Consider the following 18,266-nt stretch of genomic DNA (forward strand, 5'->3'; position numbering starts at 1 on the left):
AATGACATGCAGAGCACCGCACTGCTCGCCGACACGATCTGCCGGGACGGCTGGGGCCCGTGGAACGGGGGCGGCCCGGGCCCGTGGTTCCTGCTCTTCCCGCTGTTCTGGCTGCTCGTCCTGATCACCCTGTTCACCGTGCTGCGCCGCCGCGGCTGGGGCCGGCGCGGGCCGTGGGGCCCGCCGTGGGCCGGCCAGTGGGGCGGTCCGTGGAACGGCGGCGGCCCGGGCTGGCGCGGCGGCTGGCCGGGCGGCCCCGAGGGCCCGCTGGCGAGCCTGGCCCGCCGGTACGCCGACGGTGAGATCGGCGAGGAGGAGTACCGCACCCGCCGGGACACCCTGATCGAGCACCTGCAGGGCCCGGACGACACCAAGCCGGGCCAGGGCGGTGCCAGGTGAACGCCTTCCCGGTGCTCGACCTGGTCGGGACGGACCGGATGGCCGCCCGGGTCACCGAGGCGGTCAAGGTCTACGGGGTGGGCCGCACCGAGGTGCGCGCCCTGGACCACGTGACCGTCGGCTTCCCGGCCGGCCGGCTCACCGCGATCATGGGGCCGTCCGGATCCGGCAAGTCCACCCTGCTGCACTGCGCGGCCGGGCTGGACCGGCTGACCGCCGGCACCGCGATGATCGGCGACACCGAGCTGGAGAACCTCAGCGACCGCCGGCTGACCCTGCTGCGCCGGGAGCGGATCGGCTTCGTCTTCCAGTCCTTCAACCTGGTGCCGGTGCTCACCGCCCGGGAGAACATCACGCTGCCGGTCGACCTGGCCGGCGGCGAGGCGGACCGGCAGTGGGTGGAGACCCTGATCGACGCGGTCGGGCTGCGCGAGCGGCTCGACCACCGGCCGAGCGAGCTCTCCGGCGGCCAGCAGCAGCGGGTCGCGCTGGCCCGGGCGCTGGCCGGCCGCCCCGAGGTGGTCTTCGCGGACGAGCCGACCGGCAACCTGGACTCCCGCACCGGCGCCGAGGTGCTGGAGCTGATGCGCCGCGCGGTGGACGAGATGGGCCAGACGGTGGTGATGGTCACCCACGACCCGACCGCCGCCGGCTACGCGGACGAGGTGCTCTTCCTCGCCGACGGCCGCCTGGTGGACCGGATGGAGCGGCCCACCCCGGCCGGGGTGCTGGACCGGATGAAGGCCTTCGACCACGCCCCCGCGACCGGGCGGGGAGGCGTCCGGTCATGAGCAGCAGCGCCACCGCCACCCTGCGGATCAGCCTTCGCTCGCTGGCCGCGCACAAGCGGCGGCTGGCCGGGACGTTCACCGCGATCCTGCTCGGGGTGGCCTTCCTGTCCGGCACGCTGGTGCTCGGCGACACCCTGCGCGGGAGCTTCGACACGCTGTTCGCCGACGCCAACCGCGGCACCGACGCCGTGGTGCGCAGCGCCGACGTGATGGACACCGAGAACACCTTCGGCGGCGTCCGGGCCCCGGTGGACCTGGCGCTGGCCGACCGGCTGCGCGAGGTTCCGGGGGTGGCGGCCGCCGAGCCGGCGATCCAGGGCTCCGGCCAGCTGATCGGCCGGAACGGCAAGGCGGTGGGCGGCCAGGGCCCGCCCACCCTGGCCGGCTACTGGCAGCCGGACAGCGGGCTCAACCCGTACCGGCTGGCCGAGGGCCGGGCACCGCAGCGGCCGGGCGAGGCGGTGATCAACCGGGGCGCGGCCAAGGCCGGCGACCTGAAGCTCGGTGACACGACCGTCCTGCGCGCCCCCGACCCGGTGCCGGTGACGATCGTCGGCATCGCGACCTTCGGCGCCAAGGCCGACGGCATGGGCCAGAACACCTGGACCGGGCTGACCCTGGAGGACGCCGAGCGCTACCTGACCCCGAAGGGGCAGGGCCAGGCCACCTCGATCCAGTTACGCGCCGAGGGCGGCGTCTCCCAGCAGGAGCTGGTGGCGGCGCTGTCGGCGAAGCTGCCGGCCGGGCTGGAGGCGGTGACCGGGACGAAGGTCAGCGAGGAGGCCACCCAGCAGGTGTCCAGCCGCTTCCTGACCATGTTCACCACGCTGCTGCTGGTCTTCGCGGGCATCGCCCTGCTGGTGGCGACCTTCACCATCCACAACACCTTCGCCATCGTGGTGGCCCAGCGGACCAGGGAGAACGCGCTGCTGCGGGCGCTGGGCGCGGCGCGCGGCCAGGTGCTGGCGGCGACCCTGGCGGAGGCGGTGGTGGTCGGTGTGGCCGCCTCGGTGGCCGGCCTGCTCGGCGGGATCGGGGTGGCGGCGGGGCTGAAGTCGCTGTTCAAGGTGATCGGCTTCAACCTGCCGACCGGCGGCCTGGTGATCGGCGCGGTCTCGGTGGCGCTGCCGCTGCTGGTCGGAACGGTCACGGCGGTCGCCTCGGCGGTCGCCCCGGCGGTGCGGGCGGGCCGGACGGCTCCGCTGGCCGCGATGCGGGCGGTGGCGGTGGACGGCGCGGCGGACGGCCGGGCCGGCCGGATCCGCTGGATCACCGGCGCGCTGCTGGTGGCGGCCGGGGTGGCCGGCACGGTGGTCGGCGCGACCGACGGCCCGTCGGTCGGGCTGACCGCGGGCGGGGCGGTGACGACGCTGCTCGGTGTGGTGGTGCTCGGCCCGGTGTTCGCGACCTTCGTGGTGCGGCTGCTGGGCGCCCCGCTGCCGCGGCTGCGCGGCATGCCGGGCGTGCTGGCCGAGCGCAACGCGGCCCGCAACCCCAAGCGGACGGCGGCCACGGCCAGTGCGCTGATGGTCGGTGTCACGGTGGTCTCGCTGTTCACGGTCTTCGGCGCGTCGGTCAAGGCGACCATGGACGACACGGTGAGCCGGACCTTCGCCGGGGACCTCGCGGTCTCCACCGGCGGCTTCCGGGGCGGCGGGCTGAGCCCCCGGCTGGCGGACGCGGTCGGCGCGCTGCCCGAGGTGAGCGGCAGCGTGGGCCTCGGCCGCGGGGTGGCCCGGGTGGACGGCCACGGCCGGACCCTGGACGTCACCGATCCGGCCCGGCTGGCCGGCATCGTCGACCTCGGCCGGGTGGACGGTTCGCTCCAGCTGGGCACCGACGGCCTGGCGGTCTCCCGGAGCGAGGCGGAGAAGCAGGGCTGGCACCTGGGCACCGCCGTCCCGGTGCGGTTCAGCGACGGCGCCGAGTCGCCGTTCACCGTGAAGGCGCTCTACCAGGGCGGCGAGCTGGCCGGCGACTACCTGGTCACCCGGGAGGCCTGGGCCCCGCACAAGGGCCAGGACACCGACTCGTTGGTGGCGGTCGCTCTCAAGGACGGGGTGTCGCTGTCGGCCGGCAAGGAGGCCGTGCAGAAGGCGGTGGAGCCGTTCGGGGCCCCCGACGTGCAGACCCGGGCGGAGTACGCCGAGAGCTCGGCCTCGGTGGTCGACATCATGCTCTCGGTGGTCTACGCGCTGCTGGCGCTCGCGGTGCTGATCGCGCTGCTGGGGATCGCCAACACGCTGACCCTCGCGGTGCACGAGCGGACCAGGGAGCTGGGCCTGCTGCGCGCGGTCGGCCAGACCCGCGGCCAGCTGCGGGCGATGGTGCGCTGGGAGTCGGTCCTGGTGGCGATGTTCGGCACGGTCGGCGGCCTGGGCCTGGGCTCGTTCCTGGGCTGGGCGCTGGTGCGGGCGGCCGACACCGAGGGGACCGGCAGCTTCGCCGTCCCGCCGCTGCAGCTCACCGTGGTGCTGGTGGCCGGGCTGGTCGCGGGCGCGGTGGCCGGGCTGCGGCCGGCCCGCCGGGCGGCCCGGCTGGACATCCTGCGGGCGATCGCGGCCGGCTGACCCGCCGCGGACACACCGGAGCCCGGGCCCCCCGACCAACGGGGCCCGGGCTCCGGGCGGACGCGGTGCGGACTCAGGCCGCGGCGGGCAGCTCGTCCAGGCCCTCGGCGACCAGCTTGGCCAGGCGGTCCAGGGCCTGGTCGGCGCCCTCGGCGTCGGAGGCCAGCACGACCTCCTCGCCGCCCTGCGCGCCGAGTGCGAGCAGGCCGAGCATGGAGCCGGCGTTGACCGGGTTGCCGCCGGGCTTGGTGATGGTGATCGGCACGCCGGTGGCCGCGACGGCCTTGACGAAGACGGAGGCGGGACGGGCGTGCAGGCCCTCGGCCCAACCGATGGTGACGCGGCGCTCAGCCATGAGACGTGCCTTTCCGGTAAAGCTGGTCACGGCCGTGATGGGGGAGTACGGACGTGTTGTCTAGACCAGTGTTGCACGCAGGCGACCCCGTCGAGCCGTCGCGTTCAGGACTTGTGATTGTTTCTTTCAGGGCCATAAACAGCGAATAATCCCCGTTCAGAGGCCCTGTCCACCCTGCCGTGAACGCACGCCCGGCGCCATTCGGCTCGCCGCCGGATAACCTGACGGTCGTGGACGACTCTGCGGTAGTGCGATCCGAGCCGGAGTACGAGCCGGAGTACCCCCAGCACTGGGAGGCCGACATCCTCCTGCGCGACGGCGGCACGGCCCGGATCCGGCCGATCACCCCCGCCGACGCCGGCCGGCTGGTCGAGTTCTACGAACAGGTCTCCGACCAGTCGAAGTACTTCCGCTTCTTCGCGCCCTACCCCCGGCTCTCCGACAAGGACGTCCGCCGCTTCACCCACCACGACTTCGTCAACCGGGTCGGCCTCGCCGTCGTGGTCCGCGACCGCTTCATCGCCACCGTCCGCTACGACCGGATCGACCACGACGGCCGCCCCTCCGAGACCGGCACCGACGCCGAGGTCGCCTTCCTGGTCCAGGACGCCCACCAGGGCCGCGGCGTCGCCTCCGCGCTGCTGGAGCACATCGCCGCCGTCGCCCAGGAGCGCGGCATCCGCCGCTTCCAGGCCGAGGTGCTGCCGGAGAACCGCAAGATGGTGAAGGTCTTCACCGACGCCGGCTACGTCCAGCGCCGCAGCTTCGCCGACGGCGTCGTCCACCTGGAGTTCGACCTCGAACCCACCGCCGCCTCGCTCGCCGTCATGCGGGCCCGCGAGCACCGCGCCGAGGCCCGCTCCGTCCAGCGGCTGCTCACCCCGCGCTCGGTCGCGGTGATCGGCGCCTCCCGCCGCCCGCACACCGTCGGCCGGACCCTGCTGCGCGACCTGCTCACCGGCTTCGCCGCCGACGACCGCCCGGTGTACGCGGTCAACCGCAGCGCGCCGCCCGGCTCCGAGCTGGACGGCGTCCCGGTGCACCGCTCGATCCTCGACATCCCCGGCCCGGTCGACCTCGCGGTGATCGCCGTCCCCGCCTCCGCCGTCCCCGAGACGGTCGCCGAGTGCGGAGCGCACGGCGTCCAGGGCCTGGTCGTGGTCACCGCCGGCTACGCCGAGACCGGCCCCGAGGGCCGCGACCGCCAGCGCGCCCTGGTCCGCCAGGCCCGCGCGGCCGGCATGCGGGTGATCGGCCCCAACGCCTTCGGCCTGATCTCCACCGACCCCGAGCGGCCGCTCAACGCCTCGCTCGCCCCCGTGCTGCCCGCGCGCGGCGGCTTCGGCGTCTTCTGCCAGTCCGGCGCGATCGGCGTCGCCCTGCTGGAGGCCGCCCACCGGCGAGGGCTCGGCATCTCCTCCTTCGCCTCGGTCGGCAACCGCGCCGACGTCTCCGGCAACGACTTCCTCCAGTACTGGGCCGAGGACCCGGCCACCGACGTCGTCCTGCTCTACCTGGAGTCCTTCGGCAACCCCCGCAAGTTCACCCGGATCGCCCGCCGGCTCGCCCAGGCCAAGCCGGTCGTCGTGGTCAAGGGCGCCCGCCACACCGGCAGCCTGCCGCCCGGCCACGCCGTCCCCGCCACCGCCACCGGCCTCAAGGACGCCACCGTCGACGCCCTCTTCGAACAGGCCGGCGTCACCCGGGTGGAGACCATCACCGAACTGTGCGACACCGGCGAACTGCTCGCCCTCCAGCCGCTGCCGCCCGGCGACCGGGTCGCCGTGATCGGCAACTCCGACTCCCTCGGCCTGCTCACCCACGACGCCTGCCTCTCCGCCGGCCTGCGCCCGCGCACCCCCGTCGACCTCACCACCGCCGCCACCGGCGAGAACTACCGGATCGCCCTGGACACCGCGCTCGGCGACCCCGCGGTGGACGCGGTGATCGCCGTCGCCATCCCGCCGATCGGCAACCAGCTCTGGGGCCCGGCCGCGGACGTCAGGCCCACCGGCCCCGAGGACCCCGACCTCGGCACCGACGACCCGGAGATCGCCGCCGCGCTGCTCGACGCCGGCGAGCGCGCCCGCGCCGCCGGCAAGCCGCTGCTCCTCGCCCACCTGGCGCTCACCGACCTGCCCGGCCGGCTGCGCCCCGGCGGCATCCCCGCCTACCCGGCGCCCGAACGGGCCGTACGCGCGCTGGCCCACGCCGTCCACTACGCCGACTGGCGCCGCCGGATGGCCGCCGCCGAGGAGACCGCCCGGGTCCCCGAACTCGACCGGATCGACGAGGCCGGCGCCCGCGCCCTGGTCGAGGCCGCGCTCTCCACCCGCGCCGGGATCGCCGCCCGCACCCAGCCCGGCGGTGCCCGGATCACCCTGCCCGACGCCGACGCCGCCGCCCTGCTCGCCCGCTACGGCGTGGACGTCTCGCCGGCCCTGCCCGCTCCCGACGAGGAGAGTGCGGTGCGCGCCGCCGCCACCCTCGGCTACCCCGTCGCGCTCAAGGCCACCGCCCCCCACCTGCGCCACCGCCCCGACCTCGGCAGCGTCCGGCTGGACCTGACCGGCGAGCCCGGGCTGCGCCGCGCCCACCACGAGCTGGACGCCCTGCTCGGCGGTGCCGCCCAGGCCGAACTGGTGGTCCAGCGGCTCGCCCCGCGCGGAGTGGACACCGTCATCGGCGCCACCGTCGACCCGGCGGTCGGCGCGATCCTCTCCTTCGGCCTGGCCGGCGCTCCCGCCGAACTGCTCGGCGACGTCGCGCACCGGCTGGTTCCGGCCACCGACCAGGACGTCGCCTCGCTGGTGCGCGAGGTCAGGGCGGCACCCCTGCTGTTCGGCTGGCGCGGTGCCGAGGCCGTCGACACCGACGCCCTGGAGGAGCTGCTGCTGCGGGTGTCCCGGCTGGTCGACGACCTTCCGGAGGTCGCCTCGGTGGATCTCGAACCGGTGGTCGTGGCCCCGCACGGACTGGCGATCCTGGGGGCGCGCGTCCGCATCGCACCCCTGCCGGTCCGCAGCGATCTGGGCCCGCGCGCCATGAGCACGCTGTAACCTTCCTTGGTTGCGTCCGGACCGCGGGCGCCGTTGTCCGAAGCTCGGCGCCGCGCCGCCCGCTTCGTCGGCGGACCATGCCAGGATGGAGTTATGGCGAAGACCGGTACCACCACCACGCAGGACCTGCGTTCCGCGATCGAGCGCAGCGGCTACTACCCGGCCCTGGTGTCCGAGGCGGTGGAGTCCGCGGTGGGTCCCGAGCCGATCAGCTCCTACCTGGTGCACCAGGAGACCACCTTCGACGCCAACGAGGTCCGCCGGCACGTCACCGTGCTGGTGCTGACCCCGACCCGCTTCGTGGTGAGCCACACCGACGAGCAGACCGGCGACGCCAGCAGCCCCGCCGTACCGCTGGCCACCACCTCCACCGAGAGCGTCCGCCTGGACCGGATCAACTCCGTCGTGGTGAGCCGGATGGTCGCCAACCCGGAGACCTACACCCCGGGCACCCTGCCCCGCGAGGTGGTGCTGACCATCGGCTGGGGCGCCGTCCAGCGCCTCGACCTCGAACCGGCCGGCTGCTCCGACCCCAACTGCGAGGCGGACCACGGCTACACCGGCTCCGCCACCGCCGACGACCTGTCGCTGCGGGTCAGCGAGGCCGGCGACGGCCCCGAGACGGTCGCCCAGGCCCTGGTCTTCGCCCGCGCCCTGTCCGAGGCGACCGTCAACGACGGCCCCCGGGTCTGATCCGCACCCACCGCCGTCCCGCCCCACCGCCCCGCCCCACCGCTCCGCGCCGTCGTCCCGTGCCGTAGTCCCGCCCCACCGCCCGCCGACACGTACCGCCGTCACGCTCCGCCGCCACGCATCGAACCGCGCCGTCCGGACGCCACCCCGTCCGCCCGGACCGCACCGGCCAGCCAGGAAGCCACCCCCGCCACCATGCCCTTCGCCCCCGACGGCCACGACGCCTTCGAGCTCCTCGACCCCGCCACCGCGCCCGCGCCCCCCTACGGCACCGGCTCGCTCTGCGACCTGCTGCCCTCGGTGGCGGCCGGCCTCGGCGTCCCCGGCTTCGAGGCGGCGCTGCCGCTGGCGCCCGCCGACCGCGCGGTGGTCTTCCTCGTCGACGGCCTCGGCTGGGAACTGCTGCTGCGCCACCCCGAGTACGCGCCGTTCCTCTCCTCGCTGACGGCCGGCTCGCTCGGCGGCACCGGCCGCCCGCTGACCGCCGGCTTCCCGTCCACCACCGCCACCTCGCTGGCCTCGGTCGGCACCGGCACCCCGCCGGGCCTGCACGGCCTGGCCGGCTACACGGTGGCGGTGCCCGGCGCCGGCCACCTGATGAACCAGCTCCGCTGGCAGCCGCACACCGACCCGGCCGCCTGGCAGCCGTACCCGACCGTCTTCGAGCGGGTCGACGCCGCCGGGGTGGCCACCGCCCAGGTCTCCTCCCCCCTGTTCGCCCAGACCCCGCTGACCCGGGTGGCGCTCTCCGGCGGCACCTTCCTCGGCCGCACCACCGGCGAGGAGCGGATGGACCGGGCCGCCGCCTGGCTGGCCGAGCACGACCGCGCGCTGGTCTACACCTACGTGAGCGAACTGGACGGCGCGGGCCACCGCTTCGGCGTGGACTCCGACGAGTGGCGGATGACCCTGGACGCGGTCGACCGGCTGGCCCGCCGGCTCGCCGAGCAGCTCCCCCCGCGCTCGGTGATGTACGTCACCGCCGACCACGGCATGATCGACATCGCCCCCGAGGACCGGATCGACTTCGACGAGGACTGGGAGCTCGGCGCCGGTGTCGCCCTGCTCGGCGGCGAGGGCCGGGCCCGCCACGTCTACGCCGTCCCCGGCGCCGCCGCCGACGTCCACGCGGTGTGGAGCGAGGTGCTCGGCGACCGGATGTGGGTGGCCACCCGCGACCAGGCGATCGGGGCCGGCTGGTTCGGCCCCGCCGTGGACGACCGGGTCTACCACCGGATCGGCGACGTGGTCGCCGCCGCCCGCGACGACATCGCCATCACCGCCTCCCGCAACGAGCCCGGCGAGTCCGCGATGATCGGCCTGCACGGTTCGATGACCCCGGTCGAGCAGTACGTGCCGCTGCTCGAATTCCGCCGCTGAACCCCCTTGATGTGAAAGGCCTTTGCACCACCCATGGCTGAACTGGTGTTCTTCTCCGGCACGATGGACTGCGGGAAGTCGACCCTCGCGCTCCAGATGGACCACAACCACGCCGCCCGCGGCCGGCAGGGGATCATCCTCACCCGCAACGACCGGGCGGGCGCGGCCACCATCTCCAGCCGCCTCGGTCTGCGCGCCGACGCGGTCGAGGTGGGCGACGACTTCGACTTCCACGCCCATGTGGTGCACCGGCTCTCGGCCGGCGGCCGGGTCGACTACCTGATCTGCGACGAGGCCCAGTTCTTCACCCCCGGCCAGATCGACCAGCTCGCCCGGATCGTCGACGAGCTCGACATCGACGTCTACACCTTCGGCATCACCACCGACTTCCGCACCCGGCTCTTCCCCGGCTCGCAGCGCCTGATCGAACTCGCCGACCGGGTCGAGGTGCTCCAGGTCGAGGCGCTCTGCTGGTGCGGCGCCCGGGCCACCCACAACGCCCGCACCGTCGGCGGGGTGATGGTGGTCGAGGGCGCGCAGGTGGTGATCGGCGACATCTCGGTCCGCGAGGACGAGGTCGGCTACGAGGTGCTCTGCCGCCGCCACCACCGCCGGCGCCTCACCGCCGCCACCGCCCGCGCCGCCGTCCTCTCCCCGGACGTCCTCCCCTTCGAGGACCAGCAGGCCTAGGAACGGCAGTCCCTAGAGCGGTTCCAGCACCGAGAAGTGCCCACCGCGCGGGTCGGCCAGCCGGACCGCGCGGCCGCGCGGCGTCGGGTGCGGCTCCACCAGCACCCGGCCGCCCAGCTCGACCGCGCGGCGTGCCGTCAGTTCCGCGTCGGTGACGGCGAAGTGGGTGCGCCAGCGCGGCGGGTGGCCGCGCAGCTCGGCGTCGCGCCGGATCCCGGCCACCGGCCGTCCGCCGACCAGCAGCGCCGACCCGCCCTCGGTCTCCGCCACCGGCACCCCGAGCACCGTGCGGTAGAAGACCGCCGCGCCGTCCGGGTCCGGGGTGAGCAGTTCCGCCCAGGCCGGCCCGCCGGGCTCCGGCCCGGCCTCCCGGCCGAGGTGCTCCGCGCCCTGCCAGAGCCCGAAGACCGCGCCGGAGACGTCCGCCGCGATCGCCAGCCGCCCGGCCCGCTCGGCCTGGAGCGGCCCGACCGCGACCGTGCCCCCGCACTCCCGCACCAGCTGGGCCGAGCGGTCCGCGCTGTCCACCGCGAAGTAGGTGGTCCACTGCACCGGGTAGCCGGTCACCGAGGACACCCCGAGCCCGGCCACCGGCTCCTCGCCGATCCGGGCCCGCACGTACGCGCCGAGCTGGGTCGGGCCCGCGGTGAACGTCCAGCCGAGCAGTTGGCCGTAGAACGCCCGGGCGCCGGGCAGGTCGTCGGTCATCAGACTCACCCAGCACGGAGTGCCCTGGGCGAGCCGGAGTGTCAGCGCGGACATGACAGGTCTCCTCGGAGCGCGGACGGCGCACGAAACGGCGCAGTGAGGGTGATGCTTCCACCGTGGCGCGCTCCGAACCCTCGGGCCGCGCGGAAAGTCCGGCAAAGACCGCACAAAGAGCACCGGACAGTCGCACTGCGCCAGAATGACCGCCATGACCACCACTCACGATGACTCCCCGCTGGTGTCGGTGACCGGGCTGAGCGAGGCGCTCGCCTCCGGGCGCCCGCCGGTCCTGCTCGACGTGCGCTGGCAGCTCGGAGGTCCGCCCGGGATCGAGGACTACACCGCCGGCCACCTGCCGGGCGCCCACTTCGTCTCCCTCGACACCGATCTCGCCGCCCCCGCCGGCCCGCCCGGCCGCGGCGGCCGCCACCCGCTGCCCGACCCGGAGGAGTTCGGCGCCGCGCTGCGCCGCTTCGGCGTCTCGGCCGACCGCCCGGTGGTGGTCTACGACGGCGCCACCGCGCTGGCCGCCGCCCGCGCCTGGTGGCTGCTGCGCTGGGCCGGCCACCCCGACGTCCGGGTGCTGGACGGCGGGTTCGCCGCCTGGCGGGAGGCCGGACTGCCGGTCAGCACCGAGCCGCCGCCCGCCGGCGACGGGGACTTCAAGCCGGTGCCGGGGCGGCTGCCGGTGATCGACGCGGACGGCGCCGCGGTCTGGGCCCGCGAGGCACTGCTGCTGGACGCCCGGGCGGGGGAGCGGTACCGGGGCGAGACCGAGCCGATCGATCCGCGGGCCGGCCACATCCCGGGCGCCCGCTCCGCGCCGACCACCGAGAACGTCGGCCCGGACGGCCGCTTCCGGCCCGCCGCCGAACTCGCCGCCCGGTTCCGGGAGCTGGGCGCCGGCGAGCGGGAGACCGCCGTCTACTGCGGTTCCGGGGTGACGGCCGCGCACCAGATCCTGGCGCTAGCGGTCGCCGGCCTGCCCGCCACCCTCTACCCGGGCTCCTGGAGCGAGTGGTCCAGCGACGGGGCCCGCCCGGTCGCCGTCACCGACCAGCCGGGCTGAGCACGGCTCGGGGGCGGACGGCTCGGGGGCGGGCGGCCGCCGCCGTCCGCCCCCGACACCGATCCGTCCTGCTACTCCTGCTTCTTGCGCCGACTGCCGAAGACGATCTCGTCCCAGCTCGGCACGGTGGCCCGGCGCCCGGGCCGGACGCCGTCCGCCTCGGCCTGCCGGTCGGTGGTGCCGACCAGCCGCTCCCGGTGCGGCGCGACCGCGCGCGGCATCAGGATGTCCGCGTACGCCGAGCCCGCACCGACCGCCGGGGCGGCCGCCGCCGGCTCCTCCGCCTCCTCGGCCACCTCGGCGGGGACCGGTTCGACCGGCGGCGGGGCGCCGACCGCGAGGTCGCCGCGGAAGGCGGGCACCACGTCCAGCAGGCTGGTCAGCGAGTCGCGGGACTCGGCCGTCGCCTCGCGGGACTCCCGCACCTCGCGGGCGGACATGATCCGGTCGGCCGAGGGCCGGTCGATCATCGGCCGCGGCGGCCGGTCCTGGGGGAGCCGGGCGATCCGCGGGATGAACGGGAAGACCGACTCCTCCTCGCGCTCGACCGTTTCTCCGATCAGCGCACGGGCCTCGTCGTCGTTCGGCTGCACCAGCCGCCGGGGCGGGTCGTACGTCCACGACGCGCTGCGGCCCTCGCCGTCGGCCCGGTAGGAGAGGATGACCTCCCAGGTGCCGTCGTCGCGCCGCCAGGAGTCCCAGCGCTCGGTCTCCTTCTCCGCGCCGCGCAGCGCCAGCCGCTCGGCCACCGCCTCGCCCAGCTGCGGGCCGGGGGCCTCGCCGTGCCGGCGGATCGCGGTCTTGCGGGCCCGCTCGGCCATGAAGGCCCGCTCGGCCAGCACCGGACCCTCGAAGCGGCGGACCCGGTCGACCGAGATGCCGGCGGCCTGCGCGACCTCCTCGGCGGAGGCACCGGCTCGTATCCGCGCCTGGATGTCACGGGGGCGGAGGTGGCTCTCGACCTCGATCTCGATCTGGCCGAGGCGCGGACGGTCACCACGGATGGCGGCGCGCAGCCGCTCATCGATGGGAAGGGTGTACTCCGTGCTGTCGGCAGCCTTGAGCACCAGCCGTGTGCCGTCGTTGCTGACGGCCACAACCCGCAGTTCGGGCACGGTTACCTCCCGGGTGGTGCCTGCCGACGTCACCTGCGTCGCTGCTCCCGTACTGAGTGTGGCCTGCCCGCTCGCGACTGGCCACAACCTTGCTGAGTTCCCCGGCGTGTCGGGCTTACGCCCGTCCACGCCGCTGTGGCACGGTTGCCTTTTTGCCACGCCATCCGTCGACGTCGCGCCTGGGTGTCCCGGCCGTCCTCGCACGCGCAGTGACGCGACGATCCGGGACGGGCGTCGCCGTGCGTGCCTGCGCCACAGCTCTTCGTCGAGCTGCCGGTTGATGGGCAGTCGACAAGTCGACCCGGGCCTCAGGCTTTACGAACAGTACTCCATTCGTGGCATCCAAAGGGGCGGCTCGCCGCTCAAGTCTCCCGCGATTCACGGGAATCTCAAGAGCATGCGACCCCAATGGCCGAGGATCGACCGATGAACGGTGATCATCTTCACATATATCTTCCGGGAAGAACCGCATTTTCGACCCTTGTGTCCTTCTTTGGGCAAGATGGAGTGACTTGTTCGAAGGACAGTCGTACTGACACGAGGGACGTTGATGCCGCAGGTGAAGCCCGACCGGGACGGATCGGAGGAAGGTCGCAGGCGAATTGATCTGAGTGTGGCTCAGGTCGCCGCCAGTGCACTGGCCACCGTGGTGGGGGCGGTGCTCGCGTCCGAACTCGGCGTGTACGGCACCATTCTCGGCGCGGCGGTGGTGAGCATCGGCGCGACCACCGGCGGTGCGGTGTTCCAGCACCTCTTCAAGCGCACCGGCGAACAGCTGCGCGGCGCCGTGGACCGGACGGCCGGGCCGGGCCGGCTGGCGAACGGGCTGCGGCAGGTGCCGGAGCCGGTGCCCGCCGGGGATCCGCAGGCCCCGGCGCAGTGGAGCACCCCGCAGGTGGTCCGGGCGCGTCGCCGGTGGACCTGGAAGTCCTTCACGGCGGTGTCGGCGCTGGTGTTCACCCTCGCGATGGTGCCGATCCTCGCGTTCGAGCTGGCGACCGGGCAGCCGGTGTCGGCGACGGTCAGGGGCGAGTCGGGCACCGGCACCTCGATCGGCGGCCGGGTCGACCGGAAGCCGACCGTCCCCCCGGGTGACGCGCCGTCCTCCGGTCCCGCCTCGGTGCCCTCGCCCTCGGCCGGCAGGGACGGCGGCGCCTCCGGGCGGCCGACGCCCGACACCCGCCCGGGCGCGGAGGGCGGCGGGCCCTCGGCCTCCCCGTCGGCGGGTTCGGGTGCGGGCTCGGGCACCGCGCCCTCCACGACGCCCTCCGCGCCCCCCACCGGAGAGCCGTCCGCACCGCCGTCCGACAAGCCCTCGGCCCCGGCCGGCGACGGGGCCGGCTCCGCGAAGCCGTCCGGCGCCGCGACCCCGAGGCCCCCGGCCCCGACCACCGCGGTCGAGCCGCCCGCGGCCCCGGCCGGCGCGGCACCGGACCAGGGCCAGGGCTGAGGCCGGGGTCAGGCGCCCAGGACCCGGCGCAGGTAGTCGTTGCCGAAGCGCCGGTCCGGGTCCAGCTCGTCGCGCAGCGCGGTGAAGTCCGCGAAGCGCGGGTAGACCCCGGCGAGGTACTCGGCGTCCCGGGTGTGCAGCTTGCCCCAGTGCGGGCGGCCCCCGTGCTCGGTCATCAGCCGCTCGACCGCCGTGAAGTACCCCTGCTCGGCGGTGCCCCGGTAGAGGTGGACGGCGATGTAGGCGGTGTCCCGGCCGTGCGCGGTGGAGAGCCAGACCTCGTCGGCCGGCGCGAACCGCACCTCGACCGGGAAGCTGATCCGCCAGTCGGACCGCTCGACCATCGCCCGCAGCTCGCGCAGCACCTCGCCGACCGCCGCGCGCGGCACGGCGTACTCCATCTCGATGAAGCGCACCTTGCGGGGGCTGGTGAACACCTTGTACGCGGTGTCGGTGTAGCTGCGGTCCGACCAGGCGCGGCTGGCGAGCGAGGCGATCGCCGGCACCGAGCCGGGGAAGCGGCGGCCGACCCGGCAGGCGCCCTCCCAGACCGTGTTGGAGAGGAAGTCGTCCTCCAGCCACTCCTTGAACCGGGGCAGCGGCGCGGCCGGGCCCTGGCTGCGGTTGTTCCGCTTGGTGGAGCAGCGGTCGGTGTGCGGGAACCAGTAGAACTCGAAGTGCTCGTTGACGGCGGTGAGGTCGTCCAGCCGGTCCAGCACCTCGTCGAAGCCCATCGGCTGCTCGTGCGCGGTGAGCAGGAAGGCGGGCTCGACGGCGAGGGTGAGCGCGGTGATCACGCCGAGCGCGCCGAGGCCGAGCCGGGCGGCCGCGAAGAGCCGCGGGTCCTCGGTGGGGGAGCAGCGCCGGACGCGGCCGTCGGCGAGCACGATCTCCAGGCCGCGGATCTGGGCGGCGAGCGAGCCGGAGTCCCGGCCGGTGCCGTGGGTGCCGGTGCTGGTGGCGCCGGCCACCGTCTGCACCTCGATGTCGCCCATGTTGGTGAGCGAGAGGCCCGCGGCGGCGAGCAGCCGGTTGAGCCGGTGCAGCGGCATCCCGGCCTCGACGGTGACGGTGCCGTTCTCCCGGTCGATCTCCCGCAGGGCGGTCAGCGCGTGCGGGCGGACGAGCACGCCGTCCCCGGCGGAGGCGATCGCGGTGAAGGAATGGCCGGAACCGATCGCCTTGACGGTCCGGCCCTGGTCGGCGGCCCGCAGGATCTCCTTGGCCAGTTCCTCCGCCGTGCCCGGGGTGACCACCCGGGCGGGCACGGTGGTCTGGTTGCCCGCCCAGTTGGTCCAGCGGGTGCGGGTCGCGGTACTGGCCTGGGGCATTGCGGCGCCTCCTGCTCCGTGGCCGAACGGCGTCGGCTCACCTCGGTCCCTACCCGCGGGTAGGCCGCGGGTAGGGAGGAGGGTAAGTCAGGTCACCGTTCCAGGTCCACGGTTTCGACCGGGGGCAGGGCGGCCTCCTCGTCGGACAGTCCGGCCCGGAGCCGGCCGAGCCCGGCGAACGCGGCCAGCACGCCGAAGACCCCGGCGGTGAGCGGCACCCAGTAGCCCGCCGCGGCGCCGGCCGCGTCGATCACCCAGCCGCCGGCGGAGGAGCCGGCCGCGACGCCGAGGGCGAGGCCGGTGGTGGTCCAGGTCATGCCCTCGGTCAGCTGGGCGGCCGGGACCAGCCGCTCGACCAGGGCCATCGCGGTGATCAGGGTGGGGGAGATGGCGATGCCCGCGATCAGCAGCGCGCCGCCGACCGCCGCCAGTCCGCCGACGCCGTTCACCGACTCGGCGACCAGCAGCAGCGGGACCATGCTGACCGCCATGAACACCACGCCGCCGAGGAAGCGGACCGCCATCGACCCCTTCAGCTTGAGCGTGCCGAAGACGACGCCGGCCAGGCAGGAGCCGAACGCCCAGAGCGCCAGGATCAGGCCGGAGGCGGCGTCGTGGTGCTGGGCCTTGGCGTAGGCGACGGTGACCACCTCGACCGAGCCGAAGATCGCGCCGGTGGCCACGAAGGTCAGGATGAGCACCTGGAGCCCCCGGTTGCGGATCACCGGGCCGCCGACGTGCCGGGCGGCCGGATGGACCGGCGGCTCGGTGGAGCGCTGGGCGGCGAACAGGGCGACGCCGACCGCCAGGAAGACGCCGGCGAGCAGCACGCCCGCCTCCGGGAAGACCGCGGTGGCCAGCGTCACCGAGAGGATCGGGCCGACGATGAAGCAGACCTCGTCGACCACCGCCTCGAAGGAGTAGGCGGTGTGCAGCTTGGGCCCCTCCTCCCGGTACAGGTGCGCCCAGCGGGCGCGCACCATGGCGCCGGTGCTCGGCATGACGCCCATCCCGGCCGCGAACAGGAAGAGCGTCCAGTCCGGGGCCTCGAACCGGGCGCACAGCAGCAGGCCGACGGCGGCCGCCACGGTGAGCGCGGTGGCCGGCAGGACGATCCGGCGCTGCCCGTGCCGGTCGACCAGCCGGGAGACCTGGGGGCCCAGGACCGCCGCGGACACCGCCATCGTCGCCGACACCAGACCGGCGACGCCGAAGGAACCGCGCAGTTGGGAGAGCATCGTGACGATGCCGATCCCCGTCATGGAGATCGGCAGCCGGGATATGAACCCGGTGGACGAGAAGGCCAGGGTGCCGGGGGCGGCGAAGATCTGGCGGTAGCTGGACAGCACGGGGGCTCCGCAGGGGGGTAAGGAACGTTGCTGGCGAAGACAGCTTACGAACCTTGGCAAACGGTATTTTCCGGGCACCGGGCGCGGCCCCGGCCCGGACCGCCGTGTGCACAGTGGCAGGATCGGTGCCATGTCCGACGCGCGCAACACCACCCGCACCGGGGCCGCTCCGTACGACGCCCTGCTGCTGCTCTCCTTCGGCGGGCCCGAGGCCCCGGAGGACGTCGTCCCGTTCCTGGAGAACGTCACCCACGGCCGGGGCATCCCGAAGGAGCGGCTGCGGGAGGTCGGCAAGCACTACTTCCTGTTCGGCGGCGTCAGCCCGATCAACGGGCAGAACCGGGCGCTGCTGGCCGCGCTGCGCGAGGACTTCGCCGGGCACGGCCTCGACCTGCCGGTGTACTGGGGCAACCGGAACTGGGCGCCCTACCTGGTCGACACCCTGCGCGGGATCGCCGCCGACGGGCACCGCCGGATCGCCGTGCTGGCCACCAGCGCCTACGCCGGCTACTCCGGCTGCCGCCAGTACCGGGAGAACCTCGCCGACGCGCTGGCCGCGCTGGCCGCCGAGGGCCTGCCGGAGCTGCGGGTCGACAAGCTGCGCCACTTCTTCAACCACCCCGGCTTCGTCGAGCCGGTGATCGACGCCACCGCCGCGGCCCTGGAGCGGCTGCCCGAGGAGGTCCGGGCCGGTGCCCGGCTGGCGTTCACCACCCACTCGATCCCGGACACCATGGCCGAGACCTCCGGCGCCCCCGACGACCCGGCCCGCGGCCGCCCCGGCGGCGCCTACGTCGCCCAGCACCTGGACGTGGCCCGGCTGGTCGCCGCCGCCGTCGCCGAGCGCACCGGGGTCGCCGACCGCCCCTGGGAGCTGGTCTACCAGAGCCGCAGCGGCGCCCCGCACACCCCCTGGCTGGAGCCCGACATCTGCGACCACCTGGAGGCCCAGCACGCCGACGGCGCCCCGGCCGTGGTGATGGTCCCGATCGGCTTCGTCTCCGACCACATGGAGGTGAAGTACGACCTGGACACCGAGGCGGTGGCCAAGGCCGCCGAGCTCGGCCTGCCGGTCGCCCGGGCCGCGACCGTCGGCGCCGACCCCCGGTTCGCCGCCGCCGTGCGCGAACTCGTCCTGGAGCGGGCCGCCGCCGAGCGCGGCGAGCCGGTGACCCGCTGCGCGCTGGGCGCGCTCGGCCCCGGTCACGACGTCTGCGCCGTGGCCTGCTGCCCCAACCCGCGCGCCCCCCGCCCGGCCGCCGCCGAGCGCTGACCCGTTTCCGCCTCCGGAGGAGAACCCGTGTCCA

The 18,266-nt window shown here is 74.9% G+C and carries 15 protein-coding genes; 10 read left to right on the top strand and 5 right to left on the bottom strand.

The features are described 5' to 3' along the window. The first annotated feature begins 6 nt into the window (after positions 1–6). Genes ACFVFS_RS13915 through ACFVFS_RS13925 form a run of 3 tightly spaced genes read left to right on the top strand, consistent with a single transcriptional unit; the run spans position 7 to position 3,760 of the window. Positions 7–399: an SHOCT domain-containing protein gene (locus ACFVFS_RS13915; protein ID WP_380623624.1), complete on the top strand. Its 393-nt coding sequence runs from the start codon at positions 7–9 to the stop codon at positions 397–399. 38 nt (positions 400–437) lie between these two features. Further along, positions 438–1,190, top strand: a complete 753-nt coding sequence (locus ACFVFS_RS13920) for an ABC transporter ATP-binding protein (RefSeq protein ID WP_380623668.1) — start codon at positions 438–440, stop codon at positions 1,188–1,190. Continuing rightward, positions 1,187–3,760, top strand: a complete 2,574-nt coding sequence (locus tag ACFVFS_RS13925; RefSeq protein WP_380623626.1) for an ABC transporter permease — start codon at positions 1,187–1,189, stop codon at positions 3,758–3,760. The genes ACFVFS_RS13920 and ACFVFS_RS13925 overlap by 4 nt, the downstream gene beginning before the upstream one ends. 73 nt (positions 3,761–3,833) lie before the next feature. Here the strand turns inward: ACFVFS_RS13925 and ACFVFS_RS13930 are convergent, their stop codons facing one another. Continuing rightward, positions 3,834–4,115, bottom strand: coding sequence for an HPr family phosphocarrier protein (locus ACFVFS_RS13930; protein ID WP_380623628.1), 282 nt, complete (start codon positions 4,113–4,115; stop codon positions 3,834–3,836). Positions 4,116–4,345: 230 nt separating this feature from the next. On the opposite strand from ACFVFS_RS13930, the gene ACFVFS_RS13935 reads away from it, so the two are divergent. The 4 genes from ACFVFS_RS13935 to ACFVFS_RS13950 all read left to right on the top strand — a co-directional run bounded on the left by ACFVFS_RS13935 (position 4,346) and on the right by ACFVFS_RS13950 (position 9,937). Continuing rightward, the gene (locus tag ACFVFS_RS13935) at positions 4,346–7,174 is read left to right on the top strand and encodes a GNAT family N-acetyltransferase (RefSeq protein ID WP_380623630.1); all 2,829 of its coding nucleotides are present in this window, start codon (positions 4,346–4,348) and stop codon (positions 7,172–7,174) included. A 93-nt stretch (positions 7,175–7,267) separates the two neighbouring features. Beyond that, positions 7,268–7,867 carry a DUF5998 family protein gene (locus ACFVFS_RS13940; protein WP_376094019.1) on the top strand — a complete coding sequence of 200 codons (600 nt, stop codon included), beginning with the start codon at positions 7,268–7,270 and terminating at the stop codon, positions 7,865–7,867. A gap of 195 nt (positions 7,868–8,062) precedes the next feature. After that, positions 8,063–9,247 carry an alkaline phosphatase family protein gene (locus ACFVFS_RS13945; protein ID WP_380623632.1) on the top strand — a complete coding sequence of 395 codons (1,185 nt, stop codon included), beginning with the start codon at positions 8,063–8,065 and terminating at the stop codon, positions 9,245–9,247. Between the two features lie 33 nt (positions 9,248–9,280). Beyond that, positions 9,281–9,937, top strand: a complete 657-nt coding sequence (locus tag ACFVFS_RS13950; protein ID WP_380623634.1) for a thymidine kinase — start codon at positions 9,281–9,283, stop codon at positions 9,935–9,937. A gap of 12 nt (positions 9,938–9,949) precedes the next feature. On the opposite strand, the gene ACFVFS_RS13955 is transcribed toward ACFVFS_RS13950, so the two are convergent. After that, positions 9,950–10,699, bottom strand: coding sequence for a VOC family protein (locus ACFVFS_RS13955; protein ID WP_380623636.1), 750 nt, complete (start codon positions 10,697–10,699; stop codon positions 9,950–9,952). A gap of 154 nt (positions 10,700–10,853) precedes the next feature. Here ACFVFS_RS13955 and ACFVFS_RS13960 point away from each other — a divergent pair, with 154 nt between their 5' ends. After that, the gene (locus ACFVFS_RS13960; RefSeq protein WP_380623638.1) at positions 10,854–11,714 is read left to right on the top strand and encodes a sulfurtransferase; all 861 of its coding nucleotides are present in this window, start codon (positions 10,854–10,856) and stop codon (positions 11,712–11,714) included. A 71-nt stretch (positions 11,715–11,785) separates the two neighbouring features. Here the strand turns inward: ACFVFS_RS13960 and sepH are convergent, their stop codons facing one another. Next, entirely contained in the window at positions 11,786–12,862 is a 1,077-nt protein-coding gene (gene sepH, locus ACFVFS_RS13965) for a septation protein SepH (protein ID WP_380623640.1), read from the bottom strand. Between the two features lie 580 nt (positions 12,863–13,442). Between sepH and ACFVFS_RS13970 the strand changes: the two genes are divergently transcribed. Then, the gene (locus tag ACFVFS_RS13970) at positions 13,443–14,279 is read left to right on the top strand and encodes a hypothetical protein (RefSeq protein ID WP_380623642.1); all 837 of its coding nucleotides are present in this window, start codon (positions 13,443–13,445) and stop codon (positions 14,277–14,279) included. An 8-nt stretch (positions 14,280–14,287) separates the two neighbouring features. Here ACFVFS_RS13970 and ACFVFS_RS13975 read toward each other — a convergent pair whose 3' ends face one another. Together ACFVFS_RS13975 and ACFVFS_RS13980 are read right to left on the bottom strand one after the other, a co-directional pair. Next, positions 14,288–15,610 (bottom strand): D-arabinono-1,4-lactone oxidase, encoded by a 1,323-nt coding sequence (locus ACFVFS_RS13975; protein ID WP_380623644.1) that lies wholly within the window; start codon positions 15,608–15,610, stop codon positions 14,288–14,290. Between the two features lie 92 nt (positions 15,611–15,702). Continuing rightward, positions 15,703–16,959, bottom strand: coding sequence for an MFS transporter (locus ACFVFS_RS13980; protein ID WP_380623646.1), 1,257 nt, complete (start codon positions 16,957–16,959; stop codon positions 15,703–15,705). Positions 16,960–17,089: 130 nt separating this feature from the next. Between ACFVFS_RS13980 and ACFVFS_RS13985 the strand changes: the two genes are divergently transcribed. Next, positions 17,090–18,232 carry a ferrochelatase gene (locus ACFVFS_RS13985; protein ID WP_380623648.1) on the top strand — a complete coding sequence of 381 codons (1,143 nt, stop codon included), beginning with the start codon at positions 17,090–17,092 and terminating at the stop codon, positions 18,230–18,232. Positions 18,233–18,266: the final 34 nt, after the last annotated feature.

Source organism: Kitasatospora sp. NPDC057692, assembly GCF_042799475.1.
Lineage (GTDB): Bacteria > Actinomycetota > Actinomycetes > Streptomycetales > Streptomycetaceae > Kitasatospora.